This is a genomic window from Corynebacterium sp., assembly GCF_030535495.1.
Taxonomy (GTDB): domain Bacteria; phylum Actinomycetota; class Actinomycetes; order Mycobacteriales; family Mycobacteriaceae; genus Corynebacterium.
Map to the genome: position 1 here is coordinate 11,967 of NZ_JAUNRW010000006.1, position 15,438 is coordinate 27,404.

A 15,438-nucleotide genomic window follows, 5' to 3' on the forward strand; every position below is an offset into this window, starting at 1 on the left:
GGATGTGGAACAATGGGGCGTCATGAAGCTGTACGCCGCGCCCCTCAACTTCCGTGGGATCGCCGAGGAATTCGACGTCCCCACCGACTTTTCCCCGGACCTGCATGCCGCCGCCGCGGCGGCCACCGACCGTTTCGCCGAGCAACGGCGGGATGTGCGGCACCTCAAGCTGGTGACCATCGACCCAGTCGGTTCCATGGACCTCGATCAGGCGGTGCACATCGAACGCCGCGGGGACGGCTTCCGTGTCCACTACGCCATCGCCGATGTCGCGGCGTTCGTCGTTCCGGGCAGTGCGCTGGAGGCCGAGTCCCTGCGCCGCGGGCAGACGATCTACCTGCCGGATGAGCCCGCCCGCCTGCACCCGGAGGAGCTGTCCGAGGACGCCGGGTCCCTGCTTCCCGACGTCGACCGCCCCGCCGTCCTGTGGACCTTCGACCTGGATGCGGCCGGGGAGGTGGAGCACTTCCACGTCGAGCGCGTGCTGGCCCGCTCCTGCGCCCGCCTCGACTACGACGGGGTGCACGAGGACTACCTCGCTGGCAGCCTGCACCCCTCCATCGAGCTGCTCCCGGACGTCGGCCGCCTCCGCGAGGCCTCGGCGCTGCGGCGCCACGCCATCAACCTCCGGCTGCCGTCCCAGCGCGTCCGCTCGCTTGACGACGGCACCTACGAGCTCATCGTCGAACCCCGCCACGAGGTCATGGACTGGAACTCCGAGATCTCCCTGCTCACCGGCATGTGCGCCGGCATCCTCATGGTCGATCACGGGGCCGGTCTGCTGCGCACCCTGGGCCCGGCCACAGCCGAGGCGGAGGACATCTTCCGCGCGGAGGCCCGCGCCCTGGGTTACGAGCTTGCCGACGACCGCGAGATCGGCGAATTCCTCCAGTCCGTCGACGCCACCGAGGCCCGCGGCATGGCGATCATGCGCGAGGCACAGAAGCTGCTGCGCGGCTCCGGGTACGTCAGCCTGGCCACCGGGGAACCCGAGGTGCACTCCGGCATCGGCGGCTACTACTCGCACGTCACCGCCCCGCTGCGCCGCCTCATCGACCGCTTCGCCACCGAGTACTGCCTGGCGATCTGCGCGGGCACGCCGGTCCCGGAGTGGGTGACCTCGCGTGCCGACGAGGTCGTCGAGATCATGCAGCGCACCTCCGCCCTGGCCAACAGCGTCGACCGCGCCAGCCTGGACCTCACCGAGGCGACGGTGCTCGCCCCCTGGGTGGGCCACAACTTCGACGCGGTGGTGCTCACCTCCGACGCCGAGCGCAACCGCGCCCGGATCTTCGTCTCCGAGCCACCCGTGCTGGGCGACACCGTGGGCAGCCCGCCGCAGGGCACCACGACCCGCGTGTCGCTGGTGACCGCCGATGTCGATGCCCGCGAGGTCACCTTCGCCTGGCCGGCGGATTAACCCTCGAGGAGCACCTCGAGGCGCGCGAACCACTCCGGCTGACCGGTGACATACCCCTGGTACCAGGCCTCGGCGGCAGATGGGCTGAGAAGGTCGGCCACCAGGAGGATCTCCCGGGTGAACTCCAGCGGGCTGCTGTCGGGGGCGGTGATGAGGGCACCGTCGACGACCACGCGGGCGGCCTCATAGTGCCGGGCGCCGCCGTAACCACCGGCGGCCAGGAACTCGGGGCTGTTGCTGGTGTGGATGCGGGCGTCGAGAAGCCTGCGCCGGGCCAGCCCCCGGGTGGCGCCGCCGATCGCGGCGACGGGGCGTTCCGCGGCCAGGCGCTCGGCCGCAAGGTCGAGGACCGCCTCGTGACCGCTATCCCACGTGCTGCCGCCGGGCAGCACCAACATGTCGATGTTCGCGTGATTCAGCTGGTCAAGGGTGTGCGTGGGGCGCAGATGCAGGCCCCCGCAGGTGCTCACCTCAGCGCTGGTCTCAGCGACAACCACCAGGTGGGCGTCCGGGAAGAGGGTGAGCGCGCCGACGAGATGCCCGAACGCCACCTCCACCATCGTGTCGCAGGCGTAGAGCGCGACGGTGCTCATGCGCCGGGATCAGCCTTCGTGGACGTCGGCGACCCGGCCCCGGCCCAGGCGGATGACGTCCAGACCATCCGCCGCGAGATCCCGGGTGAAGGAGGCGGCGCGGCGGCTGTCGACACCGACGATGACCGCCTCGACATTCCCCGCGGAGGCCGCGCGGGCCCCCAGTGCACCCCGCGCCAGGCACAGCTGCACCAGCGCCTCGGAGCCCGGCAGGCCGTAGGGGCCGGTCAGCCCCGACTGCGACTGCGCGAGCAGCGGCCAGAGGTCATCGGTCCGACGGGCCCGCAACGCCCGGGCGACCTGCTGGGCGCGGGCGATCTCCCGCTCCTCGAAGTTCAGCCAGGCCGCGGCCTCGGCGATCTCCGGGGTGTCCTGCGTCCCGTGGACCTTGTGCACGGCGCTCAGCCACTCGATGACGCGCTGCGAGGCATCGGGCAGCAGGCGCAGGGACTCGGTGCCGAAGGCCCGGCAGGCCTCCTCCACGAAGCGACGGCGACGGATGATGTCAGCTGCGTGGTCCACCCGCGCATGCCCCACCGCGACCGCACAGAACTCCAGGTCGCCGGACTGCGGGTGGGGTGCCTGCGTGACGGATCCGTCGGCGTAGTCGATGACCGACACCGCATCCGCTTCTCCGCGCAGCGCCGCCGTGTAGCGGGCGCGCAGCGGCGGAACCGGGGAGAACATCTCCGCGGCCTGGGAGCACACCTCTGCGAGGCGGGCGCGGACGGGGGCGTCATCGCGGTCCTCGGCCTCACCCAGCAGAGCCAGAGCGAAAGCGACCCCACGGGCCGCCTCATCGCCGAGACCGGCCCCTTCCGGGATGTCGCTGACGACGGTGACATCAAGCCCACCGGTGTCGCGGGACAGCAGCTGACGGTTGATCAGCGCCCACACGATGCCCGCCAGCTCCACCGCCAGACCACCGTCAGCGGCCGGGGGATTCTCCGGGCGACCGCGCTCATCGATGACCGGTTGGCGGGCGGCCGCCATATCGGCGATGACACCCATGCTCACCTCATCGGTGACCTCCTCCGTGCCGGTGGGGGTGGTGCTGATCATCGTGACCGCGACCAGGTCGTCGACCCGCGGTGACAACGCCACCGCCACCTCCTGCTCGGCGAGCGCCGCCAGGACGACACCCCCGGAGTGATCGACATGCTCGCCCAGGAGCAGCCACGTCGCCGGGGCATGCGCCACATGGTGGGGCTGCTGGCCGGTCCGGTCCAGGTGGGCGGTGATGACGCGCTGGGTAGCGGGCACCTCGTTGACGGGCCACAGGGGCATGATGTTCTGACTCCTTAACGTTTGTGACTGTCCCCACCTTAGTCCGCGCCGTGGGCCGCCGAGCACGGGTAGCCTGGGCGCTGACACCTACCCCGATCCTGTAGAAGGAGGACAGCATGGACGCCGAAGATCTCAAGTGGTACTTCGACCCCTCGACCGGAGAGGTCACCCAGGGCAAGGAAGGCTCCTGGGACGACCGCATGGGCCCCTATGACACCCGCGAGGAGGCGGCCGGAGCACTCGAGCGCGCCGCCGCCCGCAACGCCACCGCGGATGCCGAGGACAAGGCCGAGGACGACTGGGGCGAGCCGGCCTCCTGGGACCAGAAGTAGGACCACCCTTTATCCGTTCGGCCACAGGCCCCGCCCCCGGTGTGAGACCGAGGGGCGGGGCCTGTGTGCTCGTGGGGGCTACTTCTTCCGGGACTTCTCGGCGGACTTCTTCGCCTTCTTCTGTTCCTTCCGGCGGTTGTCCTCCACGGAATCCATGAGACGCGCGTAGGCCGCCTTGATGGCCTTGACCTCATCCGCGTAGTCCTCCAGGGACTTCAGCCCGGTCGCCCGCTCGCGCTGGTAGAGCAGGCCGTAACCGAAGGTGTTCTCACCCCGGCGACCGGCCGCGGTCGCCATTTGCACCAGCTTGTCCCGGGAGGTCACCGCATCCTGGAAATCCCCGAGGCTGGACTGCATGGCCTTACACGCGTTGTAGAGACGCTTCGTCTTCAACTGGGTGGCGGCACCCACCGCCTCCGCCGCATAGCGCAGCTTCTTGGCGGATTTGCGCATGTCGTGGAAGTACTCCTCGCGCTCATGCAGCGTCAACTCGCGGTTGTCCCAGTTGCTCACGGCCTTCTTGTGGCGCTTCATGAGCTTCTTGTAGGCCTCCTCCAGATGCTCCGAGAGAATCTGCTCGACCTCCTCTGGGGTCTGGGCGTGCCGCACCTGGGCCTCCGGAGGAAGCTCTACGTCCTCGGGGCCACCTTCGGCCACCATGTCGGCTTCTTCCTCGGTGGTGTCCTCCTCCGGGTCCACGCCGTCGGTGGCTACCTCGACCACCGGCTGACCGGCCCCGCCTTCGGCGACCATCTCCAGGTCGGCGGCAGCCTCCTCCTCGGTGACCGGCTCCGGCTCCTCCTCCTGCGGGGCGGGCACGTAGGCGTGGGCCCCGGCCACCGGCGGATCGGCGAGGAGGGCGTCAATGGCATCGAGCAGGTCGAGATAGCGGTCGGAGTTGAGGGTGGCGACCACGCGCCGGTGCGCGCGGCGATACTCCTCGCCCATGTCGTGGCGCAGGTGCTCCCGGGTGGTCTCGTCGAGGACGTCGGAATCCTCCGAGTCGAGCAGGCGCAGGAAACGCTCCTCGACGACCTCCGCATCGCGGGCGTGCCCGAGCATGCCGGCGAGCAGTTTGAGTTCCGACTCGATGTACTCCAGCTCTTCGCCGCCGAGGATGCCGTTGAAGGTCTCCATGTGGCTGCGCAGCTCACGGGTGGCCACGCGCATCTGGTGGACGGAATCCCACTCGTCGCGGCGCACCTTCGGGTCAAACTCGTGCAGCTTGTCGCGGTTGAGCTTCAGCGCGGCGATGACGGCGGCGGCAGGGGAGTCCGGATCCACATCGGCGTCGACGAGGAAGGGCGGCAGAGGTGCGGCGGATCCGGAGTCGCCGAGCGCCATGGCGAGCTTCGACGGGGACGTGGACATGCGGGCTCCGGCGCTGACCAGGACCTGCGAGGCGGACTGCAGGAGCGGGTTGCCCACGGTGGTGGCCGGGTTGTCCCCGGCGAGCTCGATCTCCCATTCCCGCCAGGAGGTGTGCGCGCCGCCCTGCAGCAGAGACCACGCGGAGACATGGTCGTCGCAGAACTCGGCCATCGGGGTGCCGTCGGCGGACGCCAGGGTGGACAGCACGCGCTCATTGTCCACCTGCGCGATGGGGTGGAGATCCTCGCGGCGCACCAGGGCGCGGACCTGGGCCTGAATGTCCTCCGGCACCTCGTAGCGGCCGTTGACCATCTCACCCAGCGGGGCGTGGATCTCCAGGCGCCCGCCGACACCCGGGAGCTTGATGTGCCAGCCGTCATCATCCCCGCCCTCACGGCGGCGCAGCGTGATCTTCGAGCGCGTCAGCCTGAGGTCCGCGGTGTCGTAGTAGATGGCGGAGAGCCGGTGGGTCTTGGTCGAAGCGATGGCATCGACGCCCTCCAAGCGGGTGAGATCCGGGACAACGGCGGTGTCCGGGACGGCGAACTTGGCCTCAACTTCGAGGAATGTGCTGGTGGACATGGGTGAACCCTCCTGGGTGGCTGCCGGTGAAAAGGGAGGTGTGATCTGTTTCCTCCAATCTACCGTTGTCAGGCCTGGCCCACGGCCGTCCGCTCCGGTCCCAGGTGGGAACGTTCGGCCGCCCGAATACCGTCGGTGGCACCCGGTGCGTGAAAGCGATGCCCCAGGGACATGGGGGTGGTGCCCGGAAACATCTCGGAGAAGGCGTGCTCGGTGACCTCACTGCGCCGCGCCAGGACCGGCAGCACGCTCGTCCGCTCCTGCGGGCTGGTCTCCGTCGATGCGGTGGCCTCGGTGAGCAGATCGCCGATGCGGTGGGCGTAACTCTGGAGGAAGGATCGGCGGTACGCAGAGGTTTCACCCCGGGCGGCGGCGGTGGCTGCCCCCGGCGAGGTGCGCATGAAATAGTCCCGTTGCCGGTTGAGGCTGGCGAACAGCTCGGCGGTGTGGAGGACATCATCGGGATGGCCGACCAGGGTGGCGATATCCACCGGGGTCACCAGGACCGCCCGGCAGGAGTTGGCCGCCGCAATGCTGCCCAAGAGCAGGTGCTGGAATCGGACCCACGGCGCGGTGAGATGGATGCGGAGGGCGACCACATTGCCGGGCACATCCGCGGCGAGGGGATCGAGCGTGTCGATGCGGTAGCGCTGGCGCAGCTGCTGCGCCTTGGCCACCAGCGATTCCGCCTCGTGGGCGAAGGTGGTCGATTCGGCCTTGGCGAGCAGTCCACTGATCCGCTCCCGGGCCTTGCGCTGCTCCGGCGTCGCCGCATCCTCACCGGCGGCAGCACGCAGCGAGCTCAGATCCGTGAGATCCTCCGCCCCCTGCAGTGGGGGCAGGCCATTGAGTACTCCCAACAGAGCCTGCATCTCGGCGAGCGGAGCATCCTGCCGGTCGCGCCGGGTAGGTGGGCGGCACTGCCGCAGCCAGGCTGCGGCCACCCGCTCGGGTGCTGCGGCCGTGGCCTGCTTGAGGGCGGTGCGCAGATACCGGTTGATCCGGGGACCGGTGATGTGGCGGAAGTCCTCGGGTGTCCATCCGTCGCGGGCCAGACTCAGGATCCGATCGGTGAGCATCACCGTGAGGGCACTGTGGCGGAAGGGGTCGACGTCGACGGGAAAGTGGGGTGTGTGCATGTCCATCTCCTGGGGAATGAGTGTTCGATTGGGTGGTTCGCAAGCAGTAGATCACCTGCCCCGGACATGGCCACCCCCGACGTCACGTAGACGTCGTCTGAACTGCTCTTACCCTGACATTGCGGCACCCCCGTCGGCTGCGCATTCACCGTTCCCCGGACGGCCGTGTCCGGCGCGCAATTAGAGTTGGGGGCATGAATCGCCAACAGGAATTCGTGCTCCGCGCGGTCGAGGAAAGAGACATCCGTTTCATCCGGCTGTGGTTCACCGACATCCTCGGGTACCTCAAGACCGTGATGATGAGTCCCTCCGAGCTGGAGGCGGCCTTCGAGGAGGGGGTCGGATTCGACGGGTCCTCCATCGAGGGCTTCTCCCGCATCTCGGAATCGGACACCCTGGCCCGCCCCGATCCCTCGACCTTCCAGGTCCTGCCCTTCGACGCGGACACCCCGGAAATCCAGACCGCCCGGATGTTCTGCGACATCACCATGCCCGACGGGCAGCCGTCCTGGTCGGACCCCCGGCAGATCCTGCGTCGACAGGTCGACCTCGCCGCGGACGACGGCTTCACCTGTATGGTCTCCCCGGAGATTGAGTTCTACCTGTTCAGCGAAGGGACCAGCCCCGGAGAGGTCGTCCCCACCGACAACGGCGGCTATTTCGACCAGGCCACGCACAACCAGGCGCCACGCTTTCGTCGAGAAGCAATGAACGCCCTGGATGCCATGGGCATCGCCACCGAGTTCTCGCACCATGAGGCCGCGCCGGGGCAGCAGGAGATCGACCTGCGGCACGCGGACGCCCTGACCATGGCCGACAACATCATGACGTTCCGGTACCTCATCAAGCAGGTGGCCCTGAGCAACGGCGTGCGCGCGACGTTCATGCCCAAGCCCTTCACCGAACACGCGGGCTCCGCGATGCACTCCCACATCTCCCTGTTCGAGGGAGACAGCAACGCCTTCCACGACCCGGACGACGAGATCTCGCTGTCCGCCACAGCGAAGCACTTCATCGCCGGAATCCTGCACCATGCGCAAGAGATCTCCGCGGTGACCAACCAGTGGCCCAACTCCTACAAGCGCATCGTGTTCGGCAACGAGGCTCCGACTGCCGCCACCTGGGGTGTGTCCAACCGTTCGGCCCTGGTCCGCGTCCCCACGTACCGCCTGCACAAAGCGGATTCCCGCCGCGTCGAGGTCCGCTCGCTCGATTCCGCCGCCAACCCCTACCTGGCGTTTTCCGTGCTGCTCGGCGCCGGCCTCAAGGGCATCCGCGAGGAGTACGAACTGGGTGAGCCCGCCGAGGACGACATCTCGTCTCTCACCCGCCGCGAGCGACTGGCGATGGGGTACAAGGACCTGCCGTCCTCCCTCGACCAGGCACTGCGCGTGCTGGAGAAGTCCGACTTCATCGCCGACATCCTCGGCGAGCAGGTCTACGAGTATTTCCTGCGCTCGAAATGGAACGAGTGGCACGCCTACCAGGAACAGATCACCCCCTGGGAGCTGCGCAACACACTCGATTACTAGCCGGACATCCCCGACGAGGAGTCACACACCATGAGCCGAACCACCGTTCCGTCCCCGGCCGTTCTGCGGTTGACGGGGGCGCGTGCCGCCGAGGATCTCGCCTGGCTGGGGTGGGACAACGAGGAATCCGTCGAGCTGTTGTGGGCCCTGTCGGGGGCGGGGGATCCGGACCTGGCGCTCAACACGCTCATCCGACTGATGACGGCCCTGGGGGAGCAGCGCCCGGACCTCGACGCCGCATTGCGGGAGGACCCGGCCCTGCGCGTGCGACTGTTCGCCCTGCTGGGCGGGTCGACCGCGCTCGGTGATCACCTCGCGGCCAACCCGGCGTTGTGGACCGAGCTCACCGGTGAGCTGCCCAGCGCCGGGGAGCTGTTGCGTTCCATGCTCGGTTGTGTCGACGCCGTGCCCGCCGAGTTCGACATTGCGGAGGAGGCTGATGAGGCCGGAGATACCGCCACCGCGGATCTGTCCACCCCCGGCACCTACCGCGCGCGGCTGACCGGTCCCGAGGCAGCCAACGCCCTCCGGCTCACCTACCGCACGCTCATCATGCGGATCGCCGCCCACGACCTGGCCGGCACTTTCGAGGCCCGCCGCGGAGAGGTGCCGGCGCAGCCGGAGCTGTCGTTTACCACCGTGACCGACCTGCTGACAGCCTTGGCCGATGCTGCCCTCACCGCCGCCCTCGCCCTCGCCGTCGCCGGTGTGTACGGCGAGGACCCCGTGGACACCCGGCTGGCTGTGCTGGCGATGGGCAAGTGCGGTGCCGGGGAGCTGAACTACATCTCCGATGTCGACGTCATCTTCGTCGCCGAACCCGTCACCACCAAGGCCACCCGCCTGGCCGGGGAATTCATGCGCATCGGCTCCAAGGCCTTCTTCGAGGTGGACGCCAACCTGCGCCCGGAAGGCAAGTCCGGCGCGTTGGTGCGCACCCTGGACAGTCACATCGCCTACTACAAGCGCTGGGCAGAGACCTGGGAGTTCCAGGCGCTGCTCAAGGCCCGCCCGATGACCGGCGCGATGAGCCTGGCGCACGACTACATCACGGCGCTGGCGCCCATGGTGTGGACCGCCTCCCAGCGTGACTCCTTCGTCGACGATGTCCAGGCCATGCGCCGCCGGGTGCTGGCGAACGTGCCCGAGGCAATGCGCACCCGCGAGCTGAAACTCGGTACCGGAGGCCTGCGCGACGTCGAGTTCGCCATCCAGCTCCTCCAGCTCGTGCACGGTCGCTCCGATGAATCGCTGCGCGTGCTGGCCACCGTGCATGCCCTCGAGGCCCTGGTCGAGGGTGGTTACGTGGGCCGCGAGGACGGCCACCAGCTCATCGAGGCCTACGAGTTCCTCCGGCTGCTCGAGCACCGCCTGCAGCTGCACCGTCTCCGCCGCACGCACACCATGCCGGCGGATGATGACGAACGCCACCTCGCCTGGCTGGCCGCCACCTCCGGATTCACGGCCTCGGGCAAGAAGACCGCGGTGGATGCCATGCAGGCCCACCTGCGCCGGATCCGCCTGCTCATCTCTGACCTGCACCAGCGCCTGTTCTACCGCCCGCTGCTGCACACCGTGGTCAACCTCTCGGTCGACGAGATCTCGCTGTCCCCGGAGGCGGCGAAACTCCAGCTCGCCGCACTGGGATACCGGCACCCCGCGCGCGCCTTCGAGCACCTCACGGCCCTGGCGGCCGGTGGCTCGCGGAAGGCGAAGCTGCAGGCCATGCTGCTGCCGACGCTCATGACGTGGCTGTCCGAGACCGCCGACCCCGATGCCGGTCTGCTCAACTACCGCAAGCTCTCGGACGCGGCCTACAACCGGGTGTGGTTTTTGCGGATGCTTCGCGACGAAGGCGTGGTGGGCCAACGCCTCATGCGCATCCTCGGCACGTCCCCGTACACCTCCGACCTCATCATCTCCTCCCCGGACTTCGTCAAGCAGCTGGGGGACGGTGCCGCTGGCCCGAAGGTGATGGACCCGGCCCCGGACCAGGTGTGCAAGGCCCTGGTGGCCTCCTCCAAGCGACACAAGGACCCGGATCGCGCGGTGTCGGTCGCCCGTTCACTGCGGCGCGTGGAACTGGCGCGCATCGCCTCCGCCGACCTCCTGGACTTCATGCCCGTCGACCAGGTGTGCATGGAACTGTCACTGGTGTGGGACGCCGTGCTGCAGGCCAGCCTGCTGGCCGAGGTGCGCTGGAGCCTGGCGCAGCAGAATCTGGAGGAACCCCCGGCGCGCATCGCGATCATCGGCATGGGGCGCCTCGGCGGTGCCGAGCTCGGCTACGGCTCGGATGCGGATGTCATGTTCGTCTGCGACCCCGCCGAGGGGGTGGAGGACACCGACGCCGTGAAATGGGCCATCAGCATCTGTGACGGAATGCGGCAGCGGCTGGCCAAGCCCTCCGGTGACCCACCGCTGGAGGTGGATCTGGGGCTGCGGCCCGAGGGACGCTCGGGAGCCGCCGTGCGCACCATCGAGTCCTACGAACGCTACTACCGGCAGTGGGGTGAGGTGTGGGAGGTCCAGGCTCTGCTGCGGGCCACGGTCGTGGCCGGGGATGAGGAACTGGGAACCCGCTTCCTGCAGATGGTCGACCGCTTCCGCTATCCGGAGCAGGGGGCCTCGGCCGGCGACATCCGCGAGATCCGCCGCATGAAGGCGCGCATCGACAACGAACGCCTGCCCCGCGGCGCGGACCGCAACACCCACACGAAACTGGGCAGGGGAGCGCTCACCGACATCGAGTGGACCGCGCAGCTGCTGACCATGATGCACGCCCATGAGTACCCGGAGCTGCACAACACCTCCACGCTGGAGGTGCTCGATGTGGTCGCCGACAAGGAGATCCTGCGTCCCGAGCAGGTCAGCGTGCTGCGGGAGGCGTGGCTGTGCGCCACCAACGCCCGCAACGCCCTCGTCCTGGTCAAGGGACGCCGCACCGACCAGCTCCCCGGGCCCGGACCGGCGTTGGCGCAGGTGGCGGGCGCGGCCGGCTGGGATCCGGAGGACTACCAGGGCTTCCTCGAGCACTACCTGCGCCTGACCCGCAAGGCGCGCCGGGTGGTCGACGAAGTGTTCTGGGGGGAGACGGCGCTGGAACCCTGAAGTGGGGTGAGGCGGGGCCCCTAAGGGTGGTGACAGGCCCCTGTCGCCGCACCTACGCTGGGCCATGACCAGATAATTCACCCCGCACGTATCGTGAAGGAGCCTCCCATGGCCGTCTCCCTGTCCATCGACCTCAGCAACGCCACCTTCGCCGATCTCCGCGCGCTTGTCGACGCCGCCCGCACCGCCGGTGTCACTGACACCGCTCAGGTGCAGCTCGAGGACACCACCCTCCTGATCACCTCCGACGACACCGCGAAGCGTTCCGAGGCCTGCGATACCCCCACCCCCCGCAACGAGCACCCGCCGCGCGGGCCCTTCGGCCCCGGGAACTGGCCGGGCCAGGGCGGGCAGATCGGGGACGCCGCCATCCGCAGCGTCATCGACATCCTCACCGGGCGCCAGGAGCCTCCGCGACGCAACGAATGATTGTTTCCCTGCAGAACGTGACCCCCATTACCATGGGGGCATGTTCATCAATTCGGTGCGTGTGGAGTCTGTCCGCGAGGACTCCTTCATCCGTGAGCTCCCCGTGGTGCGCTACCTCGAGGAGTATGAGGCGCTGAAACTCACCACGCCGGTGACGTGTTTCGTCGGCGACAACGGCTCGGGCAAGTCGACCCTCGTCGAGGCCATCGCCATCGCCGCCGGTTTCGACGCCGCCGGCGGCCCTCTCCGTGACCGGGAGTTCCGGGGTGTCATTCACCCGACGCACTCCCCGTTGTCCCGCTGGATGCATCTGCGCGGCGGGGACATTCCGCCGCGAGGGTATTTCCTGCGTGCGGAAACCCACTACGACACGGTGACCATCCACGACCGGAAACCCGATGTCGAGCACTTCCGGCATCAGATGTCCCACGGCGAATCCGTCATGTCCATCCTCGGTGATCACGTCGACGGCGCCGGGCTCTACATTTTCGACGAGCCGGAGTCGGGCCTGTCGGTGGTCCGGCAGATGGCGCTGGTCGCCGAGATCCATCAGGCGGTGCAGCGGGGCGCGCAGTTCATCATCGCCACCCATTCGCCGATCATCCTGGCCATCCCGGACGCCGCGATCGTCGACATCACCGATCAGGGTCTGGAGGACACCGTCTACGAGGAGGCGGAGGCCGTGATCGCGACCCGGGAGTTCCTCGACGACCCGCAGGGGACCATCCGCTACATCCTGGGCTAGTTCCTCAGCGTTCCGTGGAGCTGTCCACGATGCGGACGGTGCTCTCACCGGATTCGGCGCGGGCCCGACGTCGGCGGGCGACGATGATGCGGAAGGTGATCAGCCCCAGCCAGCCGAATCCCCACACGAGGGTGACCGCCCACCACGCCGCCCGGAAATCGGACCAGGTGTAGGCCTGGCCCTGGGAGTAGTGGTCGAGCAGCAGGCCGACGGCCTGGGCGGCGAACATGCCCGCGAAGAATCCACCCATGTTGGACATGCCGGTGGCGGTGGCGACGATGCGGCGGTCGAGGTCCTCACGGATGTCGTCGAAACCGTAGTTGGAGGTGGGTGTGAACAGCGCCATGACGATGTTGACAGCGATGATGGCGCCGACCCCGCGCGGCTCCTCGGGGAGGAAGAAGATGATCCAGGCAAAACCGATGCAGCCGGCGAAGACGATGGCGGCCACCACACGGTTGTTGCCCAGACGCGCGGAGATCGGACCGAGGATGGGGCCGGCGAACATGGAGGCGATGACGTTGATCGTCAGCACCATGCCGATGGTGGCCGGGGACAGGCCCATGCCTAAGGTCATCAACGGCACACCCCACAGGAGGGTGAACACGATCTGCGGCATCATCGACGCGTAGTGGTTGAAAAAGCCCTGCCAGCACAGCGGTTCGCGGAACACGGTCAGCAGCAGTTGCCCAAGGGGGATCCTCGTGGGCGGGGACTGCTTCTCCCGCACGTGATCGGGGTCCTTGGCCAGCTTGGCGGCCTCCCAGGTCTCCGGGGAGTCGGCCACCGCCACACCCGCGGCGATGGCGATGAGCACGCCCGTGGCACCGAGGCTGATAAAGGCGGTGGTCCACCCCGGGCCGTGCAGCAGCGCCAGGAAAGGAACCGCCGAGAGGAACTGACCGATCTGGCCCAGGGCGGCGGTCATCTGGGTGAACAGCGGGGTCTTCTTCAGCGGGAACCAGTAGGGGAGGATGCGCATCACCGAGAGGAAGGCCGTGGCATCGCCGGCGCCGATGAGCACGCGCGCCCCGATGGCCACCCAGTAGGAACCGGTCAAGCCCAGCAGAATCTGACCGGCGGCCATGATGATCGCGCCGACCACCAGCAGGCGGCGCGGCCCGAAACGGTCGATGAGCATGCCGACCGGGATCTGCGCGAAGGCGTAGACGCCGATCTGCACGGCGGTGAACACGGCGATGCGGGAGGCATCGACACCGAAGCGGTCGATCGCGTCCACGGAGGCCACACCGAAGGAGGTGCGCCCCGTGATCGCGACGACGTACACCATCACGGCGGTCACCCAGACAATGATGGCTTTGCGGGTCACCTGCTCGCGGGGGTGGGGGTTGAGTATCGAATGCGTCACGCATCACACCCTATACCCTCCGGTCAGACCACAGGGGCGGGGTGGATAACGGCCACACCCGCGAGAGGGCAACGTATGGTGTTCATCGTGGATTACATTTCGACGCGCGATCACTCCCGTACTCCCGCCGCCTTCACCGACATCCTGCTCGGCGGGCTGGCTCCCGACGGTGGCCTCTACCTGCCCGCCGAGTACCCGCAGCTGAGCGACGAGCAGCTCACCGCCTGGCGGCAGCTGCTGGCGGAGAAAGGGTACGCGGCCGTCGCGGCGGAGGTGCTCACGATCTTCGTCGATGACATCCCGGCGGCAGACCTCGAGGCGATCGCCGCCCGCGCCTACACCACGCCTAAGTTCGCCGACGAGGAGATCGTGCCCGTCACCGAGCTGGAGGACGGCCTCTACATCGGCCACCTCTCGGAGGGGCCCACCGCCGCCTTCAAGGACATGGCGATGCAGCTGCTCGGCGAGCTCTTCGAGTACGAGCTGGCCCGCCGCGGCGAGACCCTCAACATCCTCGGCGCGACCTCCGGCGACACCGGTTCCGCCGCCGAGTACGCCATGCGTGGGCGCCAGGGGATCCGCGTGTTCATGCTCACCCCGGCCGGTCGCATGACCCCCTTCCAGCAGGCGCAGATGTTCGGTCTCGATGACCCCAACATCTTCAACATCGCCCTCGACGGCGTCTTCGACGACTGCCAGGACGTGCTCAAGGACGTCTCCGCGGACGCCGCCTTCAAGGCCGAGTACCGGATCGGCGCGGTCAACTCCATCAACTGGGCCCGCCTCATGGCGCAGGTGGTCTACTACATCACCTCGTGGATCAAGGTCACCGAGTCCAACGACCAGCAGGTCTCCTTCTCCGTGCCCACCGGCAACTTCGGTGACATCTGCGCCGGCCACATCGCCCGTCAGATGGGGCTGCCGATCGACCGCCTCATCGTGGCCACCAACGAAAACGACGTCCTCGACGAGTTCTTCCGCACGGGCAACTACCGCCCGCGCCCGGCGGCGGAGACGATGGAGACCTCCTCGCCGTCGATGGACATCTCCCGCGCCTCCAACTTCGAGCGTTTCGTCTTCGACCTGCTGGGCCGCGACGCCGAGCGCATCGCGCAGCATTTCGGCGTCGACGTCAAGGGCGAGGGTTTCTCGCTTGCCGACGATCCCGCCTTCCCCGCCGCTGCCGCCGACCACGGTTTCCTTTCCGGCAGCTCCAGCCACGCCGACCGCCTGGCCACCATCAAGGATGTCTGGGAGCGCCTCGGCGTCATGCTCGACCCGCACACCGCGGACGGCGTGCACGTGGCCCGGCAGTGGCGCGCGGAGGTCTCCACCCCGATCGTCTGCCTGGAAACGGCCCTGCCGGTGAAGTTCGCCGAGACCATCGAGGAGGCGACGGGCACCACCCCGCAGATCCCGGGGCGTTTCGCCGACATCCTCGATGCGCAGCGCCACGTCACCGATCTGCCGAATGACGCGGAGACGGTGAAGGCCTTCATCACCGAGTCGATCCGCACGACGGCGGTGT

General features: G+C 68.4%; 12 protein-coding genes. 7 read left to right on the forward strand and 5 right to left on the reverse strand.

Features of this window, described 5'->3' with window-relative positions:
• The first annotated feature begins 22 nt into the window (after window positions 1-22).
• Window positions 23-1,420 (forward strand): RNB domain-containing ribonuclease, encoded by a 1,398-nt coding sequence (locus Q4F73_RS01600; protein WP_303357597.1) that lies wholly within the window; start codon window positions 23-25, stop codon window positions 1,418-1,420.
• Here the strand turns inward: Q4F73_RS01600 and Q4F73_RS01605 are convergent.
• Both Q4F73_RS01605 and Q4F73_RS01610 read right to left on the reverse strand, forming a co-directional pair.
• The gene (locus Q4F73_RS01605) at window positions 1,417-2,013 is read right to left on the reverse strand and encodes a DJ-1/PfpI family protein (RefSeq protein WP_303357598.1); all 597 of its coding nucleotides are present in this window, start codon (window positions 2,011-2,013) and stop codon (window positions 1,417-1,419) included. The two genes, Q4F73_RS01600 and Q4F73_RS01605, sit on opposite strands and share 4 nt — an antisense overlap.
• Window positions 2,014-2,022: 9 nt before the next feature.
• Window positions 2,023-3,300 (reverse strand): galactokinase family protein, encoded by a 1,278-nt coding sequence (locus tag Q4F73_RS01610; protein WP_303357599.1) that lies wholly within the window; start codon window positions 3,298-3,300, stop codon window positions 2,023-2,025.
• Between the two features lie 116 nt (window positions 3,301-3,416).
• Here Q4F73_RS01610 and Q4F73_RS01615 point away from each other — a divergent pair, with 116 nt between their 5' ends.
• Window positions 3,417-3,632: a hypothetical protein gene (locus Q4F73_RS01615; RefSeq protein ID WP_303357600.1), complete on the forward strand. Its 216-nt coding sequence runs from the start codon at window positions 3,417-3,419 to the stop codon at window positions 3,630-3,632.
• Window positions 3,633-3,710: 78 nt separating this feature from the next.
• Here the strand turns inward: Q4F73_RS01615 and Q4F73_RS01620 are convergent, their stop codons facing one another.
• On the reverse strand, window positions 3,711-5,585 hold the full coding sequence (locus Q4F73_RS01620) for a CYTH and CHAD domain-containing protein (protein ID WP_303357601.1): 1,875 nt from the start codon (window positions 5,583-5,585) through the stop codon (window positions 3,711-3,713).
• Between the two features lie 68 nt (window positions 5,586-5,653).
• Window positions 5,654-6,724, reverse strand: coding sequence for a DUF2786 domain-containing protein (locus Q4F73_RS01625; protein WP_303357602.1), 1,071 nt, complete (start codon window positions 6,722-6,724; stop codon window positions 5,654-5,656).
• A 194-nt stretch (window positions 6,725-6,918) separates the two neighbouring features.
• On the opposite strand from Q4F73_RS01625, the gene Q4F73_RS01630 reads away from it, so the two are divergent.
• The 4 genes from Q4F73_RS01630 to Q4F73_RS01645 all read left to right on the forward strand — a co-directional run bounded on the left by Q4F73_RS01630 (window position 6,919) and on the right by Q4F73_RS01645 (window position 12,541).
• Window positions 6,919-8,256: a glutamine synthetase family protein gene (locus Q4F73_RS01630; protein ID WP_303357603.1), complete on the forward strand. Its 1,338-nt coding sequence runs from the start codon at window positions 6,919-6,921 to the stop codon at window positions 8,254-8,256.
• Between the two features lie 30 nt (window positions 8,257-8,286).
• The gene (locus Q4F73_RS01635; RefSeq protein WP_303357604.1) at window positions 8,287-11,367 is read left to right on the forward strand and encodes a bifunctional [glutamine synthetase] adenylyltransferase/[glutamine synthetase]-adenylyl-L-tyrosine phosphorylase; all 3,081 of its coding nucleotides are present in this window, start codon (window positions 8,287-8,289) and stop codon (window positions 11,365-11,367) included.
• A gap of 108 nt (window positions 11,368-11,475) precedes the next feature.
• A complete protein-coding gene (locus Q4F73_RS01640) occupies window positions 11,476-11,796 on the forward strand; it encodes a hypothetical protein (protein ID WP_303357605.1) in 321 nt (106 codons plus the stop codon).
• 40 nt (window positions 11,797-11,836) lie between these two features.
• Window positions 11,837-12,541, forward strand: a complete 705-nt coding sequence (locus Q4F73_RS01645) for an AAA family ATPase (protein ID WP_303357606.1) — start codon at window positions 11,837-11,839, stop codon at window positions 12,539-12,541.
• A 4-nt stretch (window positions 12,542-12,545) separates the two neighbouring features.
• Here Q4F73_RS01645 and Q4F73_RS01650 read toward each other — a convergent pair whose 3' ends face one another.
• Window positions 12,546-13,910 carry a nitrate/nitrite transporter gene (locus Q4F73_RS01650; RefSeq protein WP_303357607.1) on the reverse strand — a complete coding sequence of 455 codons (1,365 nt, stop codon included), beginning with the start codon at window positions 13,908-13,910 and terminating at the stop codon, window positions 12,546-12,548.
• An 87-nt stretch (window positions 13,911-13,997) separates the two neighbouring features.
• Between Q4F73_RS01650 and thrC the strand changes: the two genes are divergently transcribed.
• Window positions 13,998-15,438, forward strand: a 1,441-nt coding sequence (gene thrC / locus Q4F73_RS01655) for a threonine synthase (RefSeq protein ID WP_303357608.1), incomplete at its 3' end; no start/stop codon positions are given.

What these genes read in the sequence shown, in the direction of transcription:
- Q4F73_RS01600 (WP_303357597.1), top strand. Translation starts at nt 23, where the DNA reads ATGAAGCTGTACGCCGCGCCCCTCAACTTCCGTGGGATCGCCGAGGAA.
- Q4F73_RS01605 (WP_303357598.1), bottom strand. Translation starts at nt 2,013, where the DNA reads ATGAGCACCGTCGCGCTCTACGCCTGCGACACGATGGTGGAGGTGGCG.
- Q4F73_RS01610 (WP_303357599.1), bottom strand. Translation starts at nt 3,300, where the DNA reads ATGCCCCTGTGGCCCGTCAACGAGGTGCCCGCTACCCAGCGCGTCATC.
- Q4F73_RS01615 (WP_303357600.1), top strand. Translation starts at nt 3,417, where the DNA reads ATGGACGCCGAAGATCTCAAGTGGTACTTCGACCCCTCGACCGGAGAG.
- Q4F73_RS01620 (WP_303357601.1), bottom strand. Translation starts at nt 5,585, where the DNA reads ATGTCCACCAGCACATTCCTCGAAGTTGAGGCCAAGTTCGCCGTCCCG.
- Q4F73_RS01625 (WP_303357602.1), bottom strand. Translation starts at nt 6,724, where the DNA reads ATGCACACACCCCACTTTCCCGTCGACGTCGACCCCTTCCGCCACAGT.
- Q4F73_RS01630 (WP_303357603.1), top strand. Translation starts at nt 6,919, where the DNA reads ATGAATCGCCAACAGGAATTCGTGCTCCGCGCGGTCGAGGAAAGAGAC.
- Q4F73_RS01635 (WP_303357604.1), top strand. Translation starts at nt 8,287, where the DNA reads ATGAGCCGAACCACCGTTCCGTCCCCGGCCGTTCTGCGGTTGACGGGG.
- Q4F73_RS01640 (WP_303357605.1), top strand. Translation starts at nt 11,476, where the DNA reads ATGGCCGTCTCCCTGTCCATCGACCTCAGCAACGCCACCTTCGCCGAT.
- Q4F73_RS01645 (WP_303357606.1), top strand. Translation starts at nt 11,837, where the DNA reads ATGTTCATCAATTCGGTGCGTGTGGAGTCTGTCCGCGAGGACTCCTTC.